Origin of the sequence: Neptunomonas sp. XY-337, from assembly GCF_004959845.1 — a bacterium.
Taxonomy (GTDB): domain Bacteria; phylum Pseudomonadota; class Gammaproteobacteria; order Pseudomonadales; family Balneatricaceae; genus Neptunomonas; species Neptunomonas marina.
Genome location: NZ_SPLL01000005.1, coordinates 130,370 through 152,575 on the forward strand (window position 1 = coordinate 130,370; position 22,206 = coordinate 152,575).

Genomic DNA, 22,206 nt, shown 5'->3' on the forward strand with positions numbered 1-22,206 from the left:
CAATAGTTAGTAGACCCTTTGGCGTGAGGGATCACGCCGTTTTTTTGCCATGGACGCTCGAGGCAACGTCTGCCTCCGCTGGGCGAACCTATCTTGAAAACACGATAAAAATAACTACGTGGAGAGAGAAATAGTGACAACGCAAACTCATCAAGCATCCAGTGATGCGATCGCCGATGCACGTGCAGATAACCCAATGTGGTCCTCACGTTTAGCCTTTATTCTTGCCGCTAGCGGCTCAGCTGTTGGCTTAGGCAATATCTGGAAGTTCCCCTATATCACCGGTGAGAACGGTGGTGGTGCTTTTGTTATCGTTTACCTGCTCTGTATCGCCATGATCGGTATCCCGATTATGATTGCCGAGGTGATGATCGGCCGCCGCGGAGGTCGCAGCCCTATCAATACGATGCGTATCTTGGCCAGCAGGGATGGCTTGAGCAAGCGCTGGGGTTGGCTGGGCTGGATGGGGATTATCGCCTCATTTATGATCTTATCTTTCTACTCAGTGATCGGCGGCTGGGCGATATCCTATGTGGGCCATGCCGCTTCCTCCACTTTTAGTGGCGCCGATACCGAAACGATAGGAGCCCTGTTCGGCGGCCTACTAGGCGACCCATCCACGCTATTGCTCTGGCACTCGATTTTTATGGTGGCAGTGATCATGATCGTCGCTCGCGGTATTCGCTCGGGGCTTGAGAAAGCCGTGAACGTTTTAATGCCGCTACTGTTCTTACTGTTGCTGGTGATGGTTGGCTACGCGTTGGCAAGCGGTGATTTTGCGCAAGGCTTCGCGTTCCTGTTCCAGCCAGACTTCAGCAAACTATCAACTGAAGGGGTGCTGACAGCGCTTGGCCACGCCTTTTTCACACTAAGCTTAGGTATGGGCGTGATGATGGCGTACGGATCATTTCTGCCTAAAAAGGTATCGGTTGTTAAAACCGCGGTGACGGTTTCTATTGTTGATACGGTTGTCGCACTGCTCGCAGGCCTTGCTATTTTCCCACTGGTGTTCGCAAATGGATTAGAACCTGGCGCGGGCCCCGGTCTTATCTTTCAAACCCTGCCTCTCGCTTTCGGCCAAATGACAGGCGGCGTACTGTTCGGCACTCTGTTCTTTGGTTTACTGGTGGTGGCTGCGCTCACCTCAGCAATCTCGCTACTCGAGCCTGTGGTCGAGTGGCTTGAAGAACAAAAAGGTATTAGCCGCACAGTCGGGGCACTTATCGGCGGACTATCGATTTGGGTACTCGGCATCGCAACGGTGTTGTCTTTTAACGAGTGGGCAGACTTCCACCCTCTAGCCTTTATTCCCGTCTTCGAGGGCAAGACTGTTTTCGACCTACTCGATTACTTTACCGCTAACCTGATGATGCCGCTTGGCGGAATGCTGATAGCGATCTTCGCGGGCTGGTTTATGAACAAACAAGCCGTTGAGAACGAGCTGGATATAGGCAATGGCGCGCTGTTCAAAAGCTTTATGTTTGTACTGCGCTTTGTGACACCGGCCGGTGTGGCCGTCGTATTTGTCTACAATCTGCTTTAAAAGCACAAGGGCCGCTCAGCGGCCCTTTTTACAACGGCCTGTATTAGCGCTCACCAAGGACTTCAAACAGGTCGCTCTTTAAGCGTGCTTTGCCGTCTTCATCAACAACCCAATGCTCTGAGTGAATCACACCAAACGCTTTGTTCATCGTCCACTTAGCCGATAACAGATAACCACCTTCATCAACTTTTGTCCAAGTCACGTCGGTGTAAGCAACCTCTTTGAAGCCTTGATCAATAATGTTCTGCCAAAACGCTTGTATCGCTTCACGCCCTTCAAACACCCCAAATGGACGCGCTTCCATAACCGTATTTTCTAGGTACTGAGCTGCACACCCTACGGCGTCTTGCTCATTAAACGCAGCGCGCCACGCATCAATTCCCGCTTTACATAGCATAAGTTCAGTATCTTGCTGCATTGTTCTTCCTCGTTGGTTAACTGACAGAATCCATACTAGGAGGATCATTGACATCAAAAAACAGACATATAAAAATTCATTGTTTAATTTTTACGGACAATAGTTATGAACCGTTCCCGGCAAATGTCCATTTTTACTCATATCGTTGAGCAAGGCTCTATCTCCGCGGCAGCTGATCATCTCGAGCTGTCTAAGTCTGTTGTCAGCCAACACCTAAAGACGTTGGAATCAGAACTCGGCACCACTCTTCTTATCAGAACAACACGCAGGCAGCACTTAACAGATGTAGGCCAGCTGTTCTATCAACGCTGCCGCGAGATGAATGAGGTCATCGATTCCGCTTGGGATTTAGTCAGAAGTTATCAAGTAGAGCCGCAGGGGCGCGTTACCATTACCGCTCCCGATGCGTTGATGAATGCGTTAGTCGCACCCGCAATAGCGGCGGCGATGTCTCGCTACCCAAAGCTGCGCGCCGAGCTGATCAGCTCCGATGAGCAGCTATCACTCAGTGCAGACACCATCGATCTCGCGATTCGGGTAGGCTCATCTGCTGCAAGCACTCTCAAGCAGCGCCGCATCGGTAGTTTTCGAGATCAGCTATGTGCTACCCCAGCGCTAGCAGCCGCGGGAATAAGTGAGAACACGCTCTATATTGCTAACCGTTGGCAGGGCGATAACATCGAGCACCATTTGCAGCCCCAAGAGCTAAGCGCAGCAGCGATCAGCTTCAAGCCCCGTAACCTATGCCGCGTCAACTCACTCAATACCGCCGTGGCGATGATCAGTTCAGGAGGTAGTATCGGTTTAGTACCGGACTTTTTAGTACGCCAGCTAAACACGCTTGTACCGCTCTTCCCAGACCATCAACTGGTCGAGAATCCGGTCTATGCACTGCACCCTTACAATAGCCAAGTGCCTCGTTCTGTTGCAGCATGTCTAGCCGCGATTGAGGACACATTGGAAGATACTTTTTCGCGCAGCGATGGGTGATAAAGTTACGAGTTACGAAAAACGAGCAACTTAAAATAAGCTACTTAAAAAAGCGCAGTACTTGGCGTAACTGAAGATTTGTAGAGGTTATCTTAGCGATGCGGGGGTCCGCTACAGCTGAGGTAACAACCGGTTCTTCGACCACAGGCGATATATCAAGGCGATCAAGTGAATCAACCACCTCCTGTATAGCCACGTGCGAATGTTCAGCGCAAAACAGACTATCTTGGAGCGCATGATCGCTTTCACTGAGTGCAGTTCTGATCTGGCGCGCAGCTTGAGCAGCATCGTTAGCCAGTTCACGAACCTCCCTTGCCACAATACGGAAACCCGCACCACGCTCACCCGCCCGCTCAGCCTCGATCGACGCGTTAAGCGCCAACAGGTTGGTTTGAAATGCGATACCATCAACTACCTCTGACAGCCGCTTAATATCAGTATTAGAGGTCACTACGCCCTGCAATCGTAAAGCAAAACTATCGACTACTTCAGCGGCATGCACTGAGCTTGTACGTGCATCTAATAACGGGTTGATCGCATCATCGGAAGCCTTGGGAGCCGCCACGCCGGTATTTGCCATTTCAGAGGGCTTAGCGGCGGCCTGCGCAATCTGATGATTTAATTGATAGAGCGCTCGGACTGTTTGAATCAGGTGCTTGATCGCAATATTAGTTTGGTAGTTTAACTCACCAAAGCGGCCGGGAGCGTGTTTACTCAGGCGCCCTTTCAAAGGTTTTAACTGCCCTTCGCTAATCGATTTGGAGACCTCTTCTAACTGCAAGAAGTAGGTATCTAACAGCCCCATAAGATGGTTCGCTTTATCGTTAACGCCGCCTTTGGGCAACCGCTGGCTAAAGTCTCCGTTAATCGCAGCCTCTAGTAACGTTTCGAGCGCACTTTCTTCTGCATCACCCACTGAGTCAAACTGCTGCACAAGCAACCACCCGCAGTCAGGCAACGAATGCACGTAAAAGCGGCCGACACGATCAATCACAATGTGTTGCTCTGCTAGCTGGCTCTGCTCAAAGCGCGTGGGTAGGTCATCATTTCGATGGTGTAAAGCATCGCTCATACACTCCACATGGCCCTCACGATCCAGCAGAATCAGAGGTAGGCTGATCGCTGGAACAACCTGCTTGAGTGCTGCAGTTAGACTCGGCTTTCGCAGGGTTTCTGGCTGTTCAGGTAAAGATGCGGGTGGGTCGATAGCCGTATTTCGATAGCTCGACAAGCCAGTAAGGACAGGAGCGGGCTCATAAGCACTCACGGCACGTCGGGGTCGGTACCATCCGATAAGCAGGGCAACTGCAGCACATGCAATTCCCGCCGCCACTAGCAGCTGCGCAACACGCCATCGCTTGGTCTGTTCCATTAGCTTTGGCTGGAACGCCACTTTCGACAATGCCCGCAACGACAATATCTCGCTTACGAGCTGGCTCTCTGTGAGAGCTAACGAAAACCAATCCTGCTCTGCAGCAGCCAAGCGGCGCTGCGCTATAACTTTATTGTAGTAGCGGCTAAGCAGTGCTAAAGCACTCTGTGTTGGAGGGGAGCCCTGTGGATGGCTCAACCGTAACAGAACCGTTCTGGCATCAAGGAGTGCATCCGCGGCTTGGTCGAGCGCGGGGTCATCCAATGATGTTTTCGCTGGCGCGTTTAGGGCCGCTGCCGAAATAGCCTCCAGAGCGGTTGTCACCGCATCAACATCGAGATCGATCTGGTGGCTCTCGCTAAAAAGTGTATCTAGCTTGTGCGATTGGATGTAAAGATTGACCACCGCAGCGAAACATAGCAGCAGCGCGAAGATAATCAGCCAGCGCGGTTTAAATGCAGGTTGCAAGCTCACCATTAGATGACTCGAGCAACTTTATCAAACACAGCGGATGCGAGGATGGAATCAATAGCGCTGGCTAATCTCATAACTTGTGCGCAGATTCCCATAAGTTCGAATCCAGTAACCGGCGTCCTGCACCCCTTGAGGTAGCGTTTTCGCCATCTTTTTACTTGTGCGGTTATTCGGATAATCGCCGTACAACAAAACATAGCGATAACGGCCATCTTGGCGTGCGTTAATAAAGAACGCCTTATCAGCAAGGTCGTATTTATCGATATATTCGATAACACCCTCAACGGTGCTCGCTTGGACTAGCTGAATCGCATAGCGCATTTTTGGCTGTGCATCGACCCACGCCTTATCTCGGAAGAAGCGCTCCACATTGAGAGAGGTGGCCACTGTCTTCACTGCGGCTTTCGCAGGTTCGTTAGCTACCCGCGGCTTTACGGGTTCAGGTTTTGCTATGTCCAGCTGTGCCGCAGTTTGCACGGAGTCGCGTGTTTGCTCAGCTGCGACCTCAGCTTCAGCGGCATCAACCAGTTGCTGCTCGAGATCTTCACTGATGGTTACGACAGGCTTTACGGCCACCGCTTCAACCGCTACCGCAGGCGCTGCGACCTCAATACTCGTCTCTGGAACGTCTGGTGCAGGTGCAACGTCAGGTTCGTCTGCGGCAACAGTTTTAACGCTACTCGCGGTGGACTCTGCAACCTCAACATCCTGCACAGGAGCGGTGGATGGTTTCGATAAAGCAGGGAAAACTGACAGGATCTTCTCTAGCACATTGCCTGTGCGCTGTGTCTGTTGCGGAGAAACTGCAACCGCAGGTGCTGCATCAGCGACCTCTGGCTCCTGAGCCGAAGAGGCCACTGGAGCAACAGCGTCCTCAATGGTTGCAGGTTCGATCACGACCACGTCAGACCGACTATCGTTTTGCCGTACTCGGATTCTTGTTAGCAGGTCGCGGCTTTTATCAAAGCCCGCTGCAACACCAACCTCAAGTAACTCAGATGCTTTAGCGTAATCTTGATTAACGCCAATGCCGTAGTAATACAGCTCTGCAAGGCGATGGTTAGCATAAAGATTGCCAGCCGCCGCAGAGCGCTTAAAAAGCACCGAACTACGCACAGGGTCAGAGTCCACGAGCAAAATGCCCAGCGCAAGCTCAGCATCATGATTGCCGTTGATGGCCGCTTGGTTTAGCCAAGACATACCTAATTGCACATCACGCTGAACACCTCGGCCCTCAAGCAGCATAAGGGCAGTGTTTAGCTGAGCCGTCGAATTGCGCTGCATCGCGCCGTTGCAAAACCAGCGATACGCTTGCTGCATATCTTGCTCAACACCTGCACCATTGAGGTAGTTTTCACCCAAGCTATTGCTAGCAAGACCGCCTACTGAGGCGTTCACATCCTTCGACCCGTTAGCATGGCACGATAACGTCGTTCCCGCTTGCGGTGATGCTGAGAGGTACCCCGCTCCGGCGAGTAACGCTCCGACTACAACGAAAGTTAGTTTGAGAGTTGACTGCACTACGCTTAATCCATTTTATCGAATGCACGGATAATCATTGGTTCATCCTACCCTTTGTATGTGAACTTCGCTACTGCTTAACGCACGAACATAATCGAGAAAGTAACTTAAATTCATAGATATAGGACAGGGTGACTGTATGCAGATCAGCATAGCAGGGAAAGCGCAAACACCCCAAGATCAGGTGCGGATATCCCCCTGAGATAAAGAGAACCTCAGAGGGATGCTGAGAGCCGTTAAGCGCGCTTACGTTTGCGGCCAACAAATAGGAGACCTAGGGCGAACGCCGACAGCGTTCCATTGATGGAGACAACCGCAGACTGAGGTGCTCCATAAAGATATTGCATACCTGCGATGTCATCAGGCTGTGGTCCATAAAAAGCTTCGCTGTAGTATGCCCCCATTAGCGAGTTCGGCACCTCTGTGTGCGCTAATCCGAGCGCATGGCCAAGCTCATGCGTGAACACCTGAAATAGACTAAATCCGGGCGCTACCAGTTCTAAGCTCCATAGGTCACCGGCATCAAAGTGTATATCCCCTGCCGCACCGCCACCATTACGTGGCGGATAGTAGCCAAAGGCCAGCGTGCCGGCATTGCCATCAATATCTTTACCTGCGATGCGCAAATCAGCACTGCCGTAGTGGCCGAACGGCTCGCCAGAGTCCTCTACCTGTACGAAAGTCAGGTCAGCTACGCTCGACCAAATATCGAAACCCGCCTCGATCACTGCCTCAAAACCCTCTGGCATGAAGGTCTCAAGTCCATGGCACGTTTGTCCGCCACAATCGGAGCCATCTTTAGTAAAGCTCCACGTGATCGTAGCCCCTGTACCCAACTCCGGGTCTCCCCACTTACCTGGCGTTGTCGGACCTAACACGTAAGCGGAGGTGCTGGTAGAAAGCAGCAATGCGCCTACCGCCAAGCCGGTACCAATAGCGTGACGGGATTTTTTGTAAGAGGCTGTTAAAAATTTCGAAACATACATAAGCTCAATCCATATCCTTCTGATAAGCGATAGCAACACAACAAAGCAATGTCGGCGGCACTTCCTGCTGCCATCGCGCGTCCAAACTGCGTAACAAGCCGACAACGAACAACTACTTCTCTTTACGTCACACTCTATGTGGTAAAGACATCTTCTGTTTACGGCTAATACGCTGTATTCCTTAACGAAATAGGCCAATTTAACGAAATAAAAGTAGCGCGCCCCATGGTTTTCAAACGTACGTTTGTATCTGAAGCGGCGAAATGATAAAGGATTATTTTTTGAGCATCGAGCCTAAACCCGAAAAAAGTAAGGATTTATTGATTATTCCCATGTCGCTTCCGAGTGATCGGCTTCAAATTCGAGGTCTCGGCCATCAGAGCATAACTGCACCATATGATTGGGGCGCCCCTCACCATCTAGTGTAAGCCATCCGATGCCCGAGGCATTGATAAGGCGCTCTCCGCGTCGTGCATCTTTAGGCTTACGTGGCACAACGCGCATACCACGGCGCTTAGTAAACCAATTCAAAGGTGACCATGGAGCATAGAGCCAACGGTTCAAGCGATCGAAAATGTCGAGCAACGTATCGGGAAACTCGTTCTTAACACCACTACTGGTGATTTGCCAAATATCTGGCCCACCAACATGGTCACGCAACTCGATATCGTAAACAAAGGAGTAGTGAACGTCGCCTGACAAAATAACAAAGTTATCCGGTGTACGCGGATGTCGAAACAAGTTCATCAAAGCATGTGCAGAACCTGAGTGAGCCATCCAGTTCTCTGCATCCACCAGCAGTGGATAACCTAGTGCTGTAACGATGCGCTGAATCGCTTCGATCAGTTTGACACCAAAAATCGGTGCAGGAGACACCATGACCACCGCGTTGTGCCCCAGCAAATGGCTTTGCAGATCGGTTATCGCCTCCCAATCCATGAGGCCAGATGGCTTATCAAAGCTCTTCTCTGAACGCCACCGATGGGTCCGCGTATCCAACACGATCAATACCGGTTCGGTATCCCAGCTATAGTGCCAATGGGGAAAGCGTATCAGCTCTTCAATAAGGTGTTTGTGTGTCTCACAGCCTGGTGCTGCCATTGCCTGCTGCGTCTGCGCCATTAACGCGCTAGAAAACTGCTCTGGCGCATTACCCCAGCCTTGGCAAACTAAATAAGCTACCAGTGCGTTACCGATAATCCGCTTTGAAAACGGGTTGCCATAGGCTGTTTGCTCCCAAGCTGCGGTCAAATTCCAATCATCGGTCACATCGTGATCGTCAAAAATCATCGCGCACGGCAAATGCGCCATCACCCGCCGAGCGTGATGCAGCTGTGAAACGAAACGCCCGATCACCTCGATCTCGTGGTCGTATTTGTCGCGGTGCTCCTCAGGGATGGTGCTTGGTGCTTCTGACGACAGGCCATGCCAAGCGGTCGGCGACCACACCAACAGATACATAGCGAGCATCTCAGCCAGCGAGACTAAGTGATTGTGTGCGTTGTCTGAGGTAAAAATCGGTTTCTTAGCGCCGCCGAAGAAAACCCGCGTTAATTCGCCCGACGCTTTATCATCGGGTAGTAGCTCAGCACGGCGATAGTAATAGGGCGCCGAATCGTGTAGCAGTTGCGTTGAGCTAATATCCGCGCCCTCCAGTGTCCCATGCGGGAGCTCCAATTGGGCAATTAAGCGGTGAATGGCCACCAGCATAGGCCCGGCGACATCATCAACATAGACTTGGTCGCCCGACATCATCAAAACGGATGGCCAATGTTCCGGCGTTTCAAGGTGCTTCTCGACTTGTTGGTCGGCACGTACTAAGCCATCATCGCTAGCATGGTGAGGCTTGCGACACGACCCATGTAAAATACGGTCTAAACGATGACGGATAACAAAGCCTGGTGTCTCTTTGCCGCCGTAACACAGTTCTGCCCCCCACTGTTTGATACTTTGCCAAGGCTTTTCCGTCACACCTAGCGACAGGTCATAACCTATCCAGCGATTCGTTGGCAGTGGCTGATCCAATGCGAGGTCGATAAGGTAAAAGTACAAATATTTACCTGCCGTCAACGTTTGCGTTGCCGAGGCAAGCGCGGACTCATCGTAACGCTGCTCTATACCATCAGCAGGCATGAGTTGCAGCTTTAGGCGCACGGGTTCGCGCGTAGCAAGCCACAACGTGATGCGTTTGGTAGTAATACGCCGCAGAATCGGCCCTGCTAACACAAGAGGTGGGACAGCATTTGTCATAGAACGAGTGATTTCCTTTCATACAGCAATCGAGGTAGCGGGTGCTATGCTGGTACGCTATCTCAAATAGATCGTTTTAATACGTTACACGGCCTTACTTACAAACACTATGAGCCAAGCATCCGAGCATTCAACGGCGCTCACCGCTGCCGATATCAACAACCCATTTTACTATCAAGAGAACTTTATCACCGTCATAAAGTGGGTTACCGAGTTCCATGCCCGCTTATTACTTAAAGCGGAGCTTGAGCTCATTGATCGCTTCCTTACGCTACCCCAGCAGCCCCAAGCACTACTGATTAGACTACTACTGCGCAAAGGGCCGCTGTTTCGTGTCGCTAAACTAGCCTACCCTGAAATCGATAGCGTCGCGGCTAGCATCTGCGCACTTGAAACAGACGGCTGGCTCACGACAGAAGCCGTATTGGGTCTGGAAAATTTAGCCAACCTATTTACTAAAGCCGAGTTAGCCGCACTACTCGACGAGGATACGGCTCACAATTACAGCCTCGCCAAGCACAACAAGGCGACATTCATTGCAGCACTGAGCAAGCAAAGCGGCCAGTTTACTGCTCCTGAGCAGGTGGTTTCTCTTGGCCACCATGCCCTCTTTCAGCGCCTTCGGCTCATGTTCTTTGGTACGTTAAGACAAGATTTTTCGGCATTTGTTACCACAGAGCTCGGACATACCCGCTACGAGCAGGTGCAACTCACAACAGACACCTGCGCGTTTCAGTGCCGCAGTGATGTTGATACCTATCTCTACTTAGATGAGCTAAGTCAAAACCCCGAACAAGCTTGCGCTGCTGAGATGCTCGCAGCACTCAAGAGCCAAGCAGCACAATCAACAAGCCAGTGGTTGACGCGAAAGCGTTCGCGATTGTTATTCGATCTTGGCGTAAAGAGTGCTCGTGAGCAGCAGTTCCTCGTCTCCAATGAAGCGTTTGAGCACTCTACCCACCCCGCAGCACGGCTGCGCTTAACACGCTCACTCGAGCGTCAAGGCGCACTGGAAAAAGCTTTCGAGCTTGCATGCGCAGACCCTCTGAACCTAGATGAAGAGGTTGGTTTCGAGCGATTAAAGGTACGTGTGGGTAAAAAAATCAGCCAAAACTATGCCACGGTGGTAAAAGCCTTCTCGCCACCTAGCTTTCAGTTAACGTTAGCGCCTCATGATAATAGCGTTGAGTGGGCCGCTCTCGAAGCGCTGCAACGCCTTGATGACACATCAAGCTATCACTACTGTGAAAACAAGCTGTTTTGCGCCCTGTTCGGCCTCACCTTTTGGCCGGCGATTTTTGCCCCCATTCAAGGGGCTTTCTTTCATCCCTTTCAACGCCAGCCCAACGACCTGTACGACGCGAATTTCTACTCACGTCGGCGTGAAATTATCGAGCAGCAATTCGAATTGTTAACCCAAGACCCTTTGCGACTATTGAAGCGCTGGGATGAGAAAATAGGTTTGAGCAACCCTTTTGTTGATTGGCACAGCACTGACCGCACACTGATAACACTCGCGCTCTCGTGCATTAACACCACTCAATTGATAGCGATCTTTCGACGGATGTTATCCTCACTCTATAACCTGCGCCGCGGTTTTCCCGATCTGATCGCCTTCAATCCAACGGCCAGCACTTTTCAACTTATTGAGGTAAAGAGCCCCACTGACAAGCTGCAAGACCACCAGCGTGCTTGGCTACAGTTCTTTGCTGAGCAAAAGATCAAAGCCAGCGTATGTCATATTCTTTATTCAGGATAACAATGGGTCGATAGCGGCAATGTTAAAGAAAATAGCGGCCCGCCCAAAGTACACACATTCCGCCAAGAATTGGCCAAATGATGCTTTTGAAGCGTACAGCTAAAAGCAGAGTTACCAGCCCCGCCGCCACCTGTAACCAGTCGACCGCAGCCGAATGACTACTCAGCACAATGGGCGGGATGCAGAGCGCGGCCAAGACAGCCGGTGGCAAGAGAGCAAGCACAGGCTGCACACGTTCCAAATGCTTAGCCAACTGTCCATGTAACTGCACGAACGACAGCCGAATACTAAACGTCAACAAGCCACATATCGCGAATAACAACCAAAGCGTCATATCACTCATAAAGATCTGCTCCTCTGCGGCGTAACTTCGAGGCCACATGCCCAACACCCACACCAATCACCACCGCAGCGATAAAGCCCATATTTAGCGGCAGCGGCCGTAACAACACTGCAAAAGCACCGGATGCCACAGCCACCAACAACAGCGTTCGATTCCTTACTGTGCCAACGAGCATCGCTAAGAAGGCTAACGGGATGGAAAACTCTAAGGACCATTCGGGCGGTATACTGGCCCCGACCGCCACACCCAGCAGCACGGCCATCACCCAAAAACTGCACATGACAATAGCGCCGCCAAAGTAGTACCAGACACGCTCAGGCAAACCGGCCGATTGCCGCTCTGGTGAAGAGCACAGCCCATATGACTGGTCTGTCAGCATATATGCCAATGGCCAACGATAACGCTTTTTAAGAGGGTGCAAGGTGGGTGCCATAGTCGCGCTATAGATCGCAAAACGCAGATTGATCACCACCGTTGTCAGCACAATCACAACAAAAGCCGCATTATCCTGTATCAACTGGTAAGCTGCTAACTGTGCCGATCCTGCAAAAAACAGCATCGTCATCCCAAAAACCTGCTCGGGAGACAAGCCGAGCGCGATACCGTTTGCTCCCGTGATCAAGCCAAAGGGCAGCACGCCGGATAGCAACGGCAACATATCTTTAACCCCAAGCCAAAATGACTCGCGATATTCCTGAAACGACATGAAAAAGTCCCTTTGCTGGCAAATATGGCTGAGAAAGCCCTTCAGACTATCGACTTAATGGCGAGATGCCCAGTACGAACGGAGAGCAATTACTGCAACAGAGCGTTGCTATTGTGGGGGAGCAGATCAAGGCTGTGCTGTGAGTAGCTCGAAGAGGGCAGCCTCTTGCATGGGTTTGTGGAAAAAGTAGCCTTGAGCCCGATCACAGCCTAAATCACGCAAAATCTGCATCTGCCCCTGAGTCTCCACGCCCTCTGCCACCGTTGTGAGGGCAAAACGTTTGGCAATGTTGATAATCGACTCAACAAGCAGCATCGCGCTTTCATCCGTTTCAATGTCAGCAACAAATGAGCGGTCAATCTTCAAAACACTAAAAGGGTAACGATTGATATACGCTAAAGATGAGTAACCTGTACCAAAATCATCGATCGAGAGGCTAAAACCCACATCACTCAGTGCCGATAGTTTTCTAAGCGCCGCTTCAGGGTCACTCAACATCAGCGACTCTGTAATCTCAATTTGCATATCCTGGGGCGTTAAACCATAACCGGACAAGTAGTTCGCCCAACGCTGCGGTGCATCCACCTGATCCAGCACTTCCGGGGGCGAGCGGTTTATCGAGACCGTTAGGTCTGCGTTAGTAGTTTTGCGCACTTTAGCCAAGAATGCACAGGCGTGATGAAACATCACATCGCCTAAGTCTCGGACTAAACCAGTGCGCTCGCACACATCCACAAACTCCACCGGCGATACATGACCCAGAAGCGGATCATCCCATCGCGCTAGCGCTTCACATGCAACAATAGTCTCGTTCTTCAAAGAGACAATAGGCTGGTATACCGCGTATATTTTGCTCAGCCCGCCGTCCTTAGACAGCTGATTATAAACCTGCTGGAAACGTTCGGTGCGCTTGCGAATCGCTGGCGTAAAGTTGGCGTGGGTGTTACGGCCATTCTGCTTTGCTTGACTCAAGGCCATCGTGGCCGCATTAATTAACCCTTGCACATCACCCGCATCCGTCGGAAAAATACTAGCACCCGATGAGATCGTGATAGAGCTGGTATATCCCGCAACATTAACACCGCCTTTTAGGTAGGTTCGAAATGCATCGAGCGTGCCACGCCAGTTGCGTGTATCTGGTCCGGTAATAAAGAGCGCGAACTCATCAGCTCCCACCCGAGCAGCCATCGCGCCTCGCCCCATGATCGATCGAGCAGCCGAAGCAAAACGACGGATCACTCGATCTCCAATATCCTGCCCAAAGACATGGTTCACCGACTTAAAGTTATCGATATCCAACACGACGAAGACACCAATATCGCCAATGACCTTCAGGGCTTCTAGCTTCGCATTAACCTCGCGAATAAAGTGGGTCCGGTTCAGTAGCCGTGTGGACTCGTCATACTTCGATTGAAAATCTAGCAACCGCTGGCTGTGAACACTGTCAGTCACATCGCGGCTAAATCTGACATAGTGTTGAACCCGATCACTGGCAGGATCTTTGATCGCGATAACCCAAGACTCAAACGACCGAACCCCCAAATTGGGAATGATTTGCTCTTCGGTAACCGGTATCTCACTGAGGTGCGCTAGCGGGATAGCCGAACCTATCACTCGCTCAGCTGGCTGTGCAAAAATCGCTTCGAACGCTTTGTTCACTTTTTGTACCACAGCATTGGCATCGGTGATTACAATAGCCTCTCGCGCAGAGGCGTAAATATGCTCAGCCAGCAACAGCTCGTTGTTCTGGCGCTGTAACAGGTCTACCCGCTCATTGAGCTCAGCTTGGTGTTTAAGACGCTCGAGTTCGGTGCTTAGCCTAACGGCAAACAGTTCAAGTAAGCTCAGCGCCCAATCAGGTTCTAAAATTTGCCGCTCAAACAGCACATTAAGTAAGCCAATCTTCTCACCACGGTTGCTGGTGAGTACGACACCCATATAGGCATCAACATCCATCTCTGCGAGCACAATATCGGCTGGAAACAGGGCTTGAATATCACCGTTGAAAACACAGGCGCCATCCACAGTCAGCGAGTGGCATGGAGTATCTTTGAGCGAGTAAACAAAATGGCGTGCACGGGCACCGCGCTCCCACCCCGCGATCACTTCAGCTGAGTTAAGGTCGTCCGTTAGCCTGGCGATATAAACATATTGAGCTCCCAGCAGTTCAGCTAAGCGCGTTGTCAGCTCATTTAGAAAATCAGTACCAGTAAACTGGCTCACTTCCCTGATGACCAGAGCTAACGCTCTATCCTGCTCAATATCGTGCAAAGAGTTCATACTGCTGCTATCGCGGCTCCATAACGAAAGTGCAAGGTGGATACCATGAAGTATGTGCAGTGAAGCGGCAACTGTCCACTTTTAGGCACACGAAACCGATAGAAAGGAAGGAGGACGATAACACCGCCATACGCTCGCATGGCGGTATAACAAACCGTGCAGGACAGTTTACTGGTAGGCAGCGGTTACAGAGAACTCGACCAGTATTTCGGGGCGGGCCATACGTGCTTCAACACAGGCACGTGCTGGCTTGCCAATATTAGCCACCCAAGCATCCCACACGGCGTTCATGGCAGCGAAGTCTTTCATGTCACGAATGTAGATCGTTACAGACAACATCTCATCACGACTACTGCCGGCTTTCACCAGCAGGTCTTCGATCTTATCTAAACAGCGCTGCGTTTGTTCAGCGATATCCCACGCAGCATCGCCTGCTGTTTGACCGCACAGGTAAACAGTGCCTTGGTGTTTAACGATGCGGCTCATACGCTCGGTGGATTCAATACGTTCAATAGACATTATTACTCTCCAAAATTACTTATAAACTTTATGCACGCGGCGTGTAATGCCGGTAAATAGTGTGTAGGGAATAGTGCCACAGCGGTCTGCGATCTCATTCGCGCTGATCTGCTCACCCCAAAGCTCGACATGCGCACCACACTCGATACCCTCTAGCCCAGTTAAATCTACGGCTAGCATGTCCATAGATACCCGCCCAATAATGCGGCTTTTCTGGCCATTCACCATGACCGGTGTACCGGTACCGGCATAGCGTGGGTAACCATCTGCATATCCCATAGCAACCGTGCCAATACGCATCGGCTCTTCGCAGGTAAATGTGCAGCTATAACCTACCGACTCACCCGGCTCCAGATCCCGAATAGCGATCACCTCGGATGTCAACGACATCGCGGGCTTAAGCTGATCGGCAATCTCTTGCGGTGCAGCAAAGGGCGATGCGCCATAAAGCATAATGCCCGGACGCTGCCAACTACGGCGCGCCGTTGCATGAGCCATCGTCCCAGCGGAGTTAGCCATGCTGACTGGTGCTTCAATACCTTGGATTGCAGCATCAAAGGCCGCCACTTGCTCTGCGGTAACCGGCAACTCCGGCTCATCCGCTGATGAGAAGTGAGTCATCAGGGTCACAGATGCGGCTTGCGGCAACGCGACGAGGCGGTCATACGATTGGCGGTACTCTGATGGCAACACTCCTAAGCGATGCATACCACTATCCATCTTGAGCCAGAAGTGGATTGGGTGTGCTACGTCTGCCGCGGCAATTTGCTCAATCTGAGCTGGGCTGTGTACCGCACACCACAAGTTCTGTTCGCTGATATACGCGAGCTCATCGGGTGTGAAGAACCCTTCTAGCAACAGAATAGGCTTAACAATACCGGCCTCGCGCAGCTCAACAGCCTCCTCGATACATGCTACGCCGAAAGCATCAGCCTCATCCTCGAGCGCCTTTGCCACTTCAATAGCGCCGTGCCCGTATGCATTGGCTTTAATAATCGCCATCGCTTGCTGCTCGGGAGCCATCGACTTGGCCAGCCGATAGTTGTGACGAATCGCGTCTAAGTGAATCGTTGCCGTTGCTGCTCTTGCCATAAATCCTCCATACATGCGCTCAAGCGGCTATCGCCAGAGACGCCAAGCCCGGACAACAGGTCCGGGCTCTTTTCTTAAATATTATTAAATGAACTATCGGTATCGGGAGACTGACATCCCTTCTGGATCAATATCTGTGGGGCGTTTTGAGATAATGTCCGCCACAAACTTCGCCGAACCCAAAGACATCGTCCACCCTAGGGTGCCGTGGCCGGTGTTAAGGAATAGGTTGTCAAAGCGGGTTTCGCCCAGAATAGGTGTTCCATCCGGTGTCATCGGGCGTAACCCAGTCCAAAACTCTGCCTGATCAATGTCGCCGCCGCCTGGAAAGAGATCACCAACAACGTATTCAACATTAGCACGACGCTTCTCCATCAACTCTTTGTTATAAGAGGCAATCTCTGCGGTCCCGCCAACACGGATACGATCATCGAAGCGCGTTACCGCCACTTTGTAGGTTTCGTCCATGATGGTTGAGACAGGCGCGCGCGCAGCATCAATGATCGGCAGCGTCAGAGAGTAGCCCTTGATCGGATACACGGGCACTTTAACGTCGATCTGACTTAGCAGCGGCGTCGAGTAGCTCCCCATCGCGCAGAGGTAAGCATCCGCTGTTAAGCGGCCCGCAGACGTCGACACACTGCTAATTTTTCCGTTCTCAACATTGAGGCCAATCACCTCAGTTTTCATACGAAACTTCACGCCTAGCTCTTTACAGGCCTGTGCGAGTGCTGTTGTAAATTTGAAGCAATCGCCAGTTTCATCCCCCGGTAGGCGTAAGCCACCGACGATCTTATCTTGCACAAATCCTAACGCAGGCTCATGGCTTACGCAGCCAGCACGATCCAAAACCTGATAGTCAACACCGCACTCTTCCAGCACCGCAATGTCTTTCTTCGCCGCAGCGACCTGCTTTTCTGTCCGAAAAACCTGCAGTGTCCCGTTAGTGCGCTGATCATACGCAATTGCTTGCTCTTCACGAAGCGCCTTAAAGCAGTCGCGGCTGTATTCAGCTAAACGCATCATCCGTGCTTTATTGGTGTGGTAATCCGCTTCGTTGCAGTTGGAGATCATCTTAGACATCCAGCTGAGTGTGTTCAGGTCGATCTCTTTACCCTTAATCATGAGGGGAGCGAGGTCTTGCATCATCCATTTGATCGCTTTCATAGGCACGCCTGGCGCTGCCCACGGTGCAGAATATCCGGGCGAAACTTGGCCTGCGTTGGCATAACTTGTTTCAAGTGCAACCGCGACTTGGCGGTCCACAACCGTCACCTCATGGCCAGCCTTTGCCAGATACCAGGCGCTAGTTGTCCCAACCACGCCACCACCTAAAATAAGAACATGCATAGATAACCCCAATGATTATTTTTATGATCAGAGAAGTCGCCTATGATATATCCATTTAGTTTTATTTATTTTCTATATTTTAACAAAAAAGCAATATATTTTAATAAAAAACAAACAAAAAGCATAAAATCAACCCACAATCATAATCAAACTAAAAACCATATCGTCCGCGGCCTCTGTAACGATCAATAAGATCGCTTTCAGCTACTAGCGAGTAGGTTAAGCACCACGTTGAAACGATGCAAAAAAACACCTTGACCCTACGGTTTATAGGGGTTTCAAGCCTTATGCAAAGTAAAATAAAAATGAACTCTAAGAAGCCCCACTCGTCATTTACTTCTATAGTAACTACATAAAATACACGAGTTAGAGGCAGCACCTCGTGCTTTAAGTGATAGGAATCTGAGAGCTATAAAGGACGTGTATTATGCTCATTTTTCGGCAGGCGATCCGGTACCGGCGGATCCTACTGCTCATTGTCATCATGGCACTGGTAACGAGTTTAGCCACATCCACAGCGCTGTGGGCGTTGTATACCTCGACCTTCAATAACAAGAAAGATGACTTAACTGCCATCGTGACGATGAAGGCCAACTTGATCAACGCTGTAGCACGCTTCGATGCCATTCACGCCAGCGCCTCATTTCCTGAGGATCCTTTTGCGGCAACGCTCAGTCAAGTGATTGATGCAAACCAGCGTTACCATGGGTTCAGCCAGACGGGTGAGTTCATTCTCGCGCGCCTCGAAACGGAACAGATCTACTAGATCGTCCGTTCTCGGGCTGAAAATCCAGCGTTACAAAAGCGGGCAGTCATAGCCACTTCGGCAGCACTGCAAAAAGCTTTTGCGGGCGATACAGGTGTCATACTTGATCACGACTATCGAAACAGGCCTGTGTTAGCTGCCTATACGCCTCTTGAAAACCCTGAATATGCGCTAGTGGCTAAAATCGATCTGCAAGAAATCCAAGCACCTTTTTTTCGCGCGGCCTCAGTCAGCCTGACCGTCGCATTTGCCTTGATCATGCTTGCAGTGTACCTAATTCATCACCTTGCGAGCCCTTTGATTTTCCGCCTTGAAGCGCTGGTTGCGGAGCGGACTCGCGCACTACACGATACAAACAAAGAGCTAGCCCTTCGCTCGCAGCAAGACCACTTAACAGAGGTGTGTAACCGAAGCCACTTTTTTAACGTATTGAGCGCAAGCCGACGCCAAAGTGACACGCAACGCGCCATTCTCTTCATCGATTTAGACAAGTTTAAACCGATCAATGATGAGCTCGGGCATCATGTGGGGGATCAACTGCTACGCCACGCGGCTCAACGCTTTGTCAAAGCCGTTCGCCAGCACGATACAGTAGCCAGAATTGGCGGCGACGAATTCGCTATTTTGCTCAACAACATTGAGACCATCCACCACGCCATCGAAATCGCAACAGATATCACCTCTTTGATCCAACAACCCTTTTCTATCCAAAACCACCGCAACCTGCGTATCGGCTGCAGTATAGGGATCGCTCTAGACGACAATCCAAAAGAAACGGAAGAAGCGCTCGTCAGCCGTGCAGATACCGCGATGTATCACGCAAAAAGCTCTGACCACAGCAACATCGCCATCAGCTAACTCGCATCTCCAATGAGAAAACGGCTCACCTTTTTAGCCGTTTCAGGCCCTTTTTCACTCTTTTCTTGGCACAAGAGCCGCTTAGCTTAAGGAGCAAAGCCGCCAGGCTGCAAATAAATAACTTTGAAAACAAACACTTAAAAACCACATTTTTTATATGATACATTTTTACAAACTTTGAAAAAAATTTATGTATCATTTTATTTTTGTTCGATGTACATTAAGCCCATGGTATTACCAAGTATTAGGCCTAAAAGCTGGCAGCCTACGTATAAGTTAACAGCACGCCACACCATCAGACCTGATACATAAATGGTGCTATCGAAATAAAAATAAGTTTCATAGCGATAAAGAACCCGAGATCGGAGAGCAGAATATGACGCCCGAAGAACAAAATTTCATGCGCAAGATCGAGAACGAAGAGAAGATCGAGCCTAAGGACTGGATGCCTGAGGAGTACCGCAAGAACCTTATCCGTCAGATTTCACAGCACGCGCACTCTGAAGTTATCGGCATGCAGCCAGAAGGTAACTGGATCACCCGCGCTCCTTCTTTGCGCCGCAAAGCCGTTCTACTGTCCAAAGTACAGGATGAAGCAGGTCACGGCCTTTACCTATACAGTGCTTGCGAAACACTCGGCATCTCTCGTTCTGAGATGATCGAGCAGCTGCAAACGGGTAAAGCGAAATACTCCTCTATCTTTAACTACCCAACGCTGACTTGGGCAGATGTTGGTGCCATCGGCTGGCTAGTTGACGGCGCTGCTATCGTGAACCAAGTATCACTACAGCGTACCTCTTACGGCCCGTACTCCCGTGGCATGATCCGCATCTGTAAAGAAGAGTCTTTCCACCAGCGTCAGGGCTATGAAGCGATGCTGGCACTTGCGAAAGGTTCACCTGACCAAAAAGCGATGGCTCAAGACGCATTGAACCGTTTCTACTGGCCAGCGCTCATGATGTTCGGCCCTCACGACTCGGAATCTGCTCACTCTCAGAAGTCGATGGAGTGGAAGATCAAGCGTGAAACTAACGACGACCTGCGCCAGAAGTTTGTTGACCAAACAGTGAAGCAGATCGAAGTACTAGGACTTGAACACCCAGACAAGAACATCAAGTGGAATGAAGAGCGCGGTCACTACGACAGCTCTGACCTGAACTGGGATGAGTTCTGGAGCGTGATTGCCGGTAACGGCCACTGCAACCGCCAACGTATCGAGCACCACGTTGCTGCTCATGACGAAGGTGAGTGGGTACGTGATGCCATTACTGCATACAACGAGAAAAAGCGCGTTAAAAAAGCGCAAAACGCGGCGTAAGGGGAGCCTGAAATGACAAAAGTAACTGAGAAACTAGAACTATTTGAAGTGTTTGTTCGCTCTAAGCGCGGCTTGGATCACAAGCACGTTGGCTCCCTACACGCAGAAGATCACGAGCAAGCGCTTGAGTACGCGCGCGACTGCTACACGCGCCGTAGTGAAGGTGTAAGCATCTGGGTTGTTAAATCCAACGACATCTGCTCCTCTCAGGAAGACGATGCGGATTGCTTCTACGATCCAAGCGATGACAAGCCATACCGTCACGCGACTTACTACGTTCTGCCTGACCCAGTAAACAACATGTAATTGGCGGGGATAACAGAATGAGTGATATCAAAGCAGCAACGCTTGAATACGCAACCCGCCTAGGTGACGACTCGGTTGTTCTGGGTCACCGCATCTCTGAGTGGGTAAGCTATGGTCCTTTTCTAGAAGAAGACATCGCTTACGGCAACGTATCTCTGGACTACATTGGTCGCGCGCGTATGTTCTACACATACGCAGCTGAACTGGCTGATGATGGCCGCGACGAAGATGATTTCGCATTTATGCGCAATGATCGCGAATACCGCAACCTACTGTTGATGGAGATGCCGAAAGGCGACTTCGCCTACTCTCAGGTTCGCCAACTATTTGCAGATGTTTACTACACAGTTCTGCTACCAGAGCTGCTGCAATCTAAAGACGAAACATTGTCTGCGATTGCTGCAAAAGCGATCAAAGAAACGAAATACCACCTGCGCCGCAGCCGTGATTGGGTTTTGCGTTTGGGTGATGGCACAGAAGAGAGCCACAAGCGCACGCAGAAAGCGGTTGACCAACTGTGGGGCTACACACACGAGCTGTTCGACATGGATGAAACTGAGCAGTTGCTAGCCGACGAAGGTATCGGTGTTGATGTGTCCAAGCTACGTGACGCTTGGTTCAAAATGGTTAGCGACATTCTGACCGAAGCCACCCTAACTGTTCCAGAAGACAGCTGGGCTGTGCGTGGTGGCCGTACCGGTTACCACACAGAGAACCTAGGTCACATGCTAACAGAGATGCAAATCGTGCATCGCTCACACCCTGGATGTAAGTGGTAAAGCGTTATGAATGAAATCTCACTGATGCCGGAAGAGCAGTACCAGCGCTTGCAGCAACGCAACGCTGAAGATGTAAAGGAGCTCTGGAATCTGCTTGATCAGGTAAAAGACCCGGAAGTCCCAGTACTGAGCATTTGGGATCTTGGGATTCTGCGCAATATCGAACGTGACGGCGAACATATCGTCGTCACTATCACTCCAACGTACTCCGGTTGCCCTGCAATGGACAACATCAGCAGTGATGTAACCGAAGCACTAAATTCCGCAGGCTACAACGATGTCTTCATCAAAACATCGCTCTCCCCTGCTTGGAGTTCCGAGTGGATGTCAGCTGAAGGACGTCGCAAGCTTCGCAACTATGGTATCGCTCCTCCAGAGGATGCAGAGCTTGATGAAGACGGACTAACGCCAGACGCTCATGCGCAGTGCCCCCATTGCCAATCCCGCAATACGCGCCGGGTAAGTGAGTTTGGTTCAACGGCTTGTAAAGCACTCTTCCAGTGTAATGACTGCAACGAGCCATTTGACTACTTCAAAAAAATCTAGGGTCAACCCGATTTAAAATAATAGGTGAAG

20 protein-coding genes are annotated in these 22,206 nt (G+C 50.8%); 9 read left to right on the top strand and 11 right to left on the bottom strand.

Translation table 11 applies throughout. From position 1 onward, the window contains the following. Positions 1–196: 196 nt before the first annotated feature. Positions 197–1,543, top strand: coding sequence for a sodium-dependent transporter (locus E4L36_RS12450; RefSeq protein WP_127693131.1), 1,347 nt, complete (start codon positions 197–199; stop codon positions 1,541–1,543). 43 nt (positions 1,544–1,586) lie between these two features. Here E4L36_RS12450 and E4L36_RS12455 read toward each other — a convergent pair whose 3' ends face one another. Continuing rightward, positions 1,587–1,961 (bottom strand): nuclear transport factor 2 family protein, encoded by a 375-nt coding sequence (locus tag E4L36_RS12455; RefSeq protein ID WP_136680880.1) that lies wholly within the window; start codon positions 1,959–1,961, stop codon positions 1,587–1,589. A 105-nt stretch (positions 1,962–2,066) separates the two neighbouring features. Between E4L36_RS12455 and E4L36_RS12460 the strand changes: the two genes are divergently transcribed. After that, the gene (locus E4L36_RS12460; protein WP_136680881.1) at positions 2,067–2,951 is read left to right on the top strand and encodes a LysR family transcriptional regulator; all 885 of its coding nucleotides are present in this window, start codon (positions 2,067–2,069) and stop codon (positions 2,949–2,951) included. A 40-nt stretch (positions 2,952–2,991) separates the two neighbouring features. Here E4L36_RS12460 and E4L36_RS18080 read toward each other — a convergent pair whose 3' ends face one another. The 4 genes from E4L36_RS18080 to E4L36_RS12480 all read right to left on the bottom strand — a co-directional run bounded on the left by E4L36_RS18080 (position 2,992) and on the right by E4L36_RS12480 (position 9,554). Then, entirely contained in the window at positions 2,992–4,800 is a 1,809-nt protein-coding gene (locus E4L36_RS18080) for a methyl-accepting chemotaxis protein (RefSeq protein ID WP_276606070.1), read from the bottom strand. Between the two features lie 48 nt (positions 4,801–4,848). Further along, positions 4,849–6,318 carry an SEL1-like repeat protein gene (locus tag E4L36_RS12470; RefSeq protein WP_136680882.1) on the bottom strand — a complete coding sequence of 490 codons (1,470 nt, stop codon included), beginning with the start codon at positions 6,316–6,318 and terminating at the stop codon, positions 4,849–4,851. 236 nt (positions 6,319–6,554) lie between these two features. Beyond that, on the bottom strand, positions 6,555–7,304 hold the full coding sequence (locus tag E4L36_RS12475; RefSeq protein ID WP_127692470.1) for a matrixin family metalloprotease: 750 nt from the start codon (positions 7,302–7,304) through the stop codon (positions 6,555–6,557). Positions 7,305–7,628: 324 nt separating this feature from the next. Next, complete coding sequence (locus tag E4L36_RS12480) at positions 7,629–9,554, bottom strand: alkaline phosphatase D family protein (RefSeq protein WP_136680883.1); 1,926 nt, start codon at positions 9,552–9,554, stop codon at positions 7,629–7,631. Positions 9,555–9,663: 109 nt separating this feature from the next. Between E4L36_RS12480 and E4L36_RS12485 the strand changes: the two genes are divergently transcribed. Further along, on the top strand, positions 9,664–11,313 hold the full coding sequence (locus E4L36_RS12485) for a VRR-NUC domain-containing protein (protein WP_136680884.1): 1,650 nt from the start codon (positions 9,664–9,666) through the stop codon (positions 11,311–11,313). A gap of 22 nt (positions 11,314–11,335) precedes the next feature. Here E4L36_RS12485 and E4L36_RS12490 read toward each other — a convergent pair whose 3' ends face one another. The 6 genes from E4L36_RS12490 to E4L36_RS12515 all read right to left on the bottom strand — a co-directional run bounded on the left by E4L36_RS12490 (position 11,336) and on the right by E4L36_RS12515 (position 17,603). Beyond that, a complete protein-coding gene (locus E4L36_RS12490; protein ID WP_169051540.1) occupies positions 11,336–11,656 on the bottom strand; it encodes an AzlD domain-containing protein in 321 nt (106 codons plus the stop codon). Then, positions 11,649–12,362, bottom strand: coding sequence for an AzlC family ABC transporter permease (locus E4L36_RS12495; RefSeq protein WP_136680886.1), 714 nt, complete (start codon positions 12,360–12,362; stop codon positions 11,649–11,651). Before E4L36_RS12495 ends, E4L36_RS12490 begins: the two co-directional genes overlap by 8 nt. Before the next feature lie 126 nt (positions 12,363–12,488). After that, a complete protein-coding gene (locus E4L36_RS12500; protein ID WP_136680887.1) occupies positions 12,489–14,642 on the bottom strand; it encodes an EAL domain-containing protein in 2,154 nt (717 codons plus the stop codon). A 168-nt stretch (positions 14,643–14,810) separates the two neighbouring features. After that, positions 14,811–15,161 (bottom strand): RidA family protein, encoded by a 351-nt coding sequence (locus tag E4L36_RS12505; protein ID WP_127692464.1) that lies wholly within the window; start codon positions 15,159–15,161, stop codon positions 14,811–14,813. A 15-nt stretch (positions 15,162–15,176) separates the two neighbouring features. After that, entirely contained in the window at positions 15,177–16,253 is a 1,077-nt protein-coding gene (alr, locus tag E4L36_RS12510; RefSeq protein ID WP_136680888.1) for an alanine racemase, read from the bottom strand. A 93-nt stretch (positions 16,254–16,346) separates the two neighbouring features. Continuing rightward, positions 16,347–17,603 carry a D-amino acid dehydrogenase gene (locus E4L36_RS12515; protein ID WP_136680889.1) on the bottom strand — a complete coding sequence of 419 codons (1,257 nt, stop codon included), beginning with the start codon at positions 17,601–17,603 and terminating at the stop codon, positions 16,347–16,349. A 427-nt stretch (positions 17,604–18,030) separates the two neighbouring features. On the opposite strand from E4L36_RS12515, the gene E4L36_RS12520 reads away from it, so the two are divergent. The 6 genes from E4L36_RS12520 to paaD all read left to right on the top strand — a co-directional run bounded on the left by E4L36_RS12520 (position 18,031) and on the right by paaD (position 22,176). Next, complete coding sequence (locus E4L36_RS12520) at positions 18,031–18,369, top strand: hypothetical protein (protein ID WP_136680890.1); 339 nt, start codon at positions 18,031–18,033, stop codon at positions 18,367–18,369. A 129-nt stretch (positions 18,370–18,498) separates the two neighbouring features. After that, complete coding sequence (locus tag E4L36_RS12525; protein WP_136680891.1) at positions 18,499–19,227, top strand: GGDEF domain-containing protein; 729 nt, start codon at positions 18,499–18,501, stop codon at positions 19,225–19,227. A 376-nt stretch (positions 19,228–19,603) separates the two neighbouring features. Continuing rightward, positions 19,604–20,545, top strand: a complete 942-nt coding sequence (paaA, locus tag E4L36_RS12530) for a 1,2-phenylacetyl-CoA epoxidase subunit PaaA (protein WP_240656891.1) — start codon at positions 19,604–19,606, stop codon at positions 20,543–20,545. Positions 20,546–20,557: 12 nt separating this feature from the next. Continuing rightward, complete coding sequence (gene paaB / locus E4L36_RS12535) at positions 20,558–20,851, top strand: 1,2-phenylacetyl-CoA epoxidase subunit PaaB (RefSeq protein ID WP_127692459.1); 294 nt, start codon at positions 20,558–20,560, stop codon at positions 20,849–20,851. A 17-nt stretch (positions 20,852–20,868) separates the two neighbouring features. Then, positions 20,869–21,630 carry a 1,2-phenylacetyl-CoA epoxidase subunit PaaC gene (gene paaC / locus E4L36_RS12540; RefSeq protein ID WP_127692458.1) on the top strand — a complete coding sequence of 254 codons (762 nt, stop codon included), beginning with the start codon at positions 20,869–20,871 and terminating at the stop codon, positions 21,628–21,630. A gap of 6 nt (positions 21,631–21,636) precedes the next feature. Continuing rightward, on the top strand, positions 21,637–22,176 hold the full coding sequence (gene paaD / locus E4L36_RS12545; RefSeq protein ID WP_136680892.1) for a 1,2-phenylacetyl-CoA epoxidase subunit PaaD: 540 nt from the start codon (positions 21,637–21,639) through the stop codon (positions 22,174–22,176). Positions 22,177–22,206 lie beyond the last annotated feature (30 nt).

Bases quoted from the DNA above. Each gene is read 5' to 3' on its own strand.
- E4L36_RS12450 (WP_127693131.1), top strand. From the start codon at position 197: ATGTGGTCCTCACGTTTAGCCTTTATTCTTGCCGCTAGCGGCTCAGCT.
- E4L36_RS12455 (WP_136680880.1), bottom strand. From the start codon at position 1,961: ATGCAGCAAGATACTGAACTTATGCTATGTAAAGCGGGAATTGATGCG.
- E4L36_RS12460 (WP_136680881.1), top strand. From the start codon at position 2,067: ATGAACCGTTCCCGGCAAATGTCCATTTTTACTCATATCGTTGAGCAA.
- E4L36_RS18080 (WP_276606070.1), bottom strand. From the start codon at position 4,800: ATGGTGAGCTTGCAACCTGCATTTAAACCGCGCTGGCTGATTATCTTC.
- E4L36_RS12475 (WP_127692470.1), bottom strand. From the start codon at position 7,304: ATGTATGTTTCGAAATTTTTAACAGCCTCTTACAAAAAATCCCGTCAC.
- E4L36_RS12480 (WP_136680883.1), bottom strand. From the start codon at position 9,554: ATGACAAATGCTGTCCCACCTCTTGTGTTAGCAGGGCCGATTCTGCGG.
- E4L36_RS12485 (WP_136680884.1), top strand. From the start codon at position 9,664: ATGAGCCAAGCATCCGAGCATTCAACGGCGCTCACCGCTGCCGATATC.
- E4L36_RS12490 (WP_169051540.1), bottom strand. From the start codon at position 11,656: ATGAGTGATATGACGCTTTGGTTGTTATTCGCGATATGTGGCTTGTTG.
- E4L36_RS12495 (WP_136680886.1), bottom strand. From the start codon at position 12,362: ATGTCGTTTCAGGAATATCGCGAGTCATTTTGGCTTGGGGTTAAAGAT.
- E4L36_RS12500 (WP_136680887.1), bottom strand. From the start codon at position 14,642: ATGAACTCTTTGCACGATATTGAGCAGGATAGAGCGTTAGCTCTGGTC.
- E4L36_RS12505 (WP_127692464.1), bottom strand. From the start codon at position 15,161: ATGTCTATTGAACGTATTGAATCCACCGAGCGTATGAGCCGCATCGTT.
- alr (WP_136680888.1), bottom strand. From the start codon at position 16,253: ATGGCAAGAGCAGCAACGGCAACGATTCACTTAGACGCGATTCGTCAC.
- E4L36_RS12515 (WP_136680889.1), bottom strand. From the start codon at position 17,603: ATGCATGTTCTTATTTTAGGTGGTGGCGTGGTTGGGACAACTAGCGCC.
- E4L36_RS12520 (WP_136680890.1), top strand. From the start codon at position 18,031: ATGCTCATTTTTCGGCAGGCGATCCGGTACCGGCGGATCCTACTGCTC.
- paaA (WP_240656891.1), top strand. From the start codon at position 19,604: ATGACGCCCGAAGAACAAAATTTCATGCGCAAGATCGAGAACGAAGAG.
- paaB (WP_127692459.1), top strand. From the start codon at position 20,558: ATGACAAAAGTAACTGAGAAACTAGAACTATTTGAAGTGTTTGTTCGC.
- paaC (WP_127692458.1), top strand. From the start codon at position 20,869: ATGAGTGATATCAAAGCAGCAACGCTTGAATACGCAACCCGCCTAGGT.
- paaD (WP_136680892.1), top strand. From the start codon at position 21,637: ATGAATGAAATCTCACTGATGCCGGAAGAGCAGTACCAGCGCTTGCAG.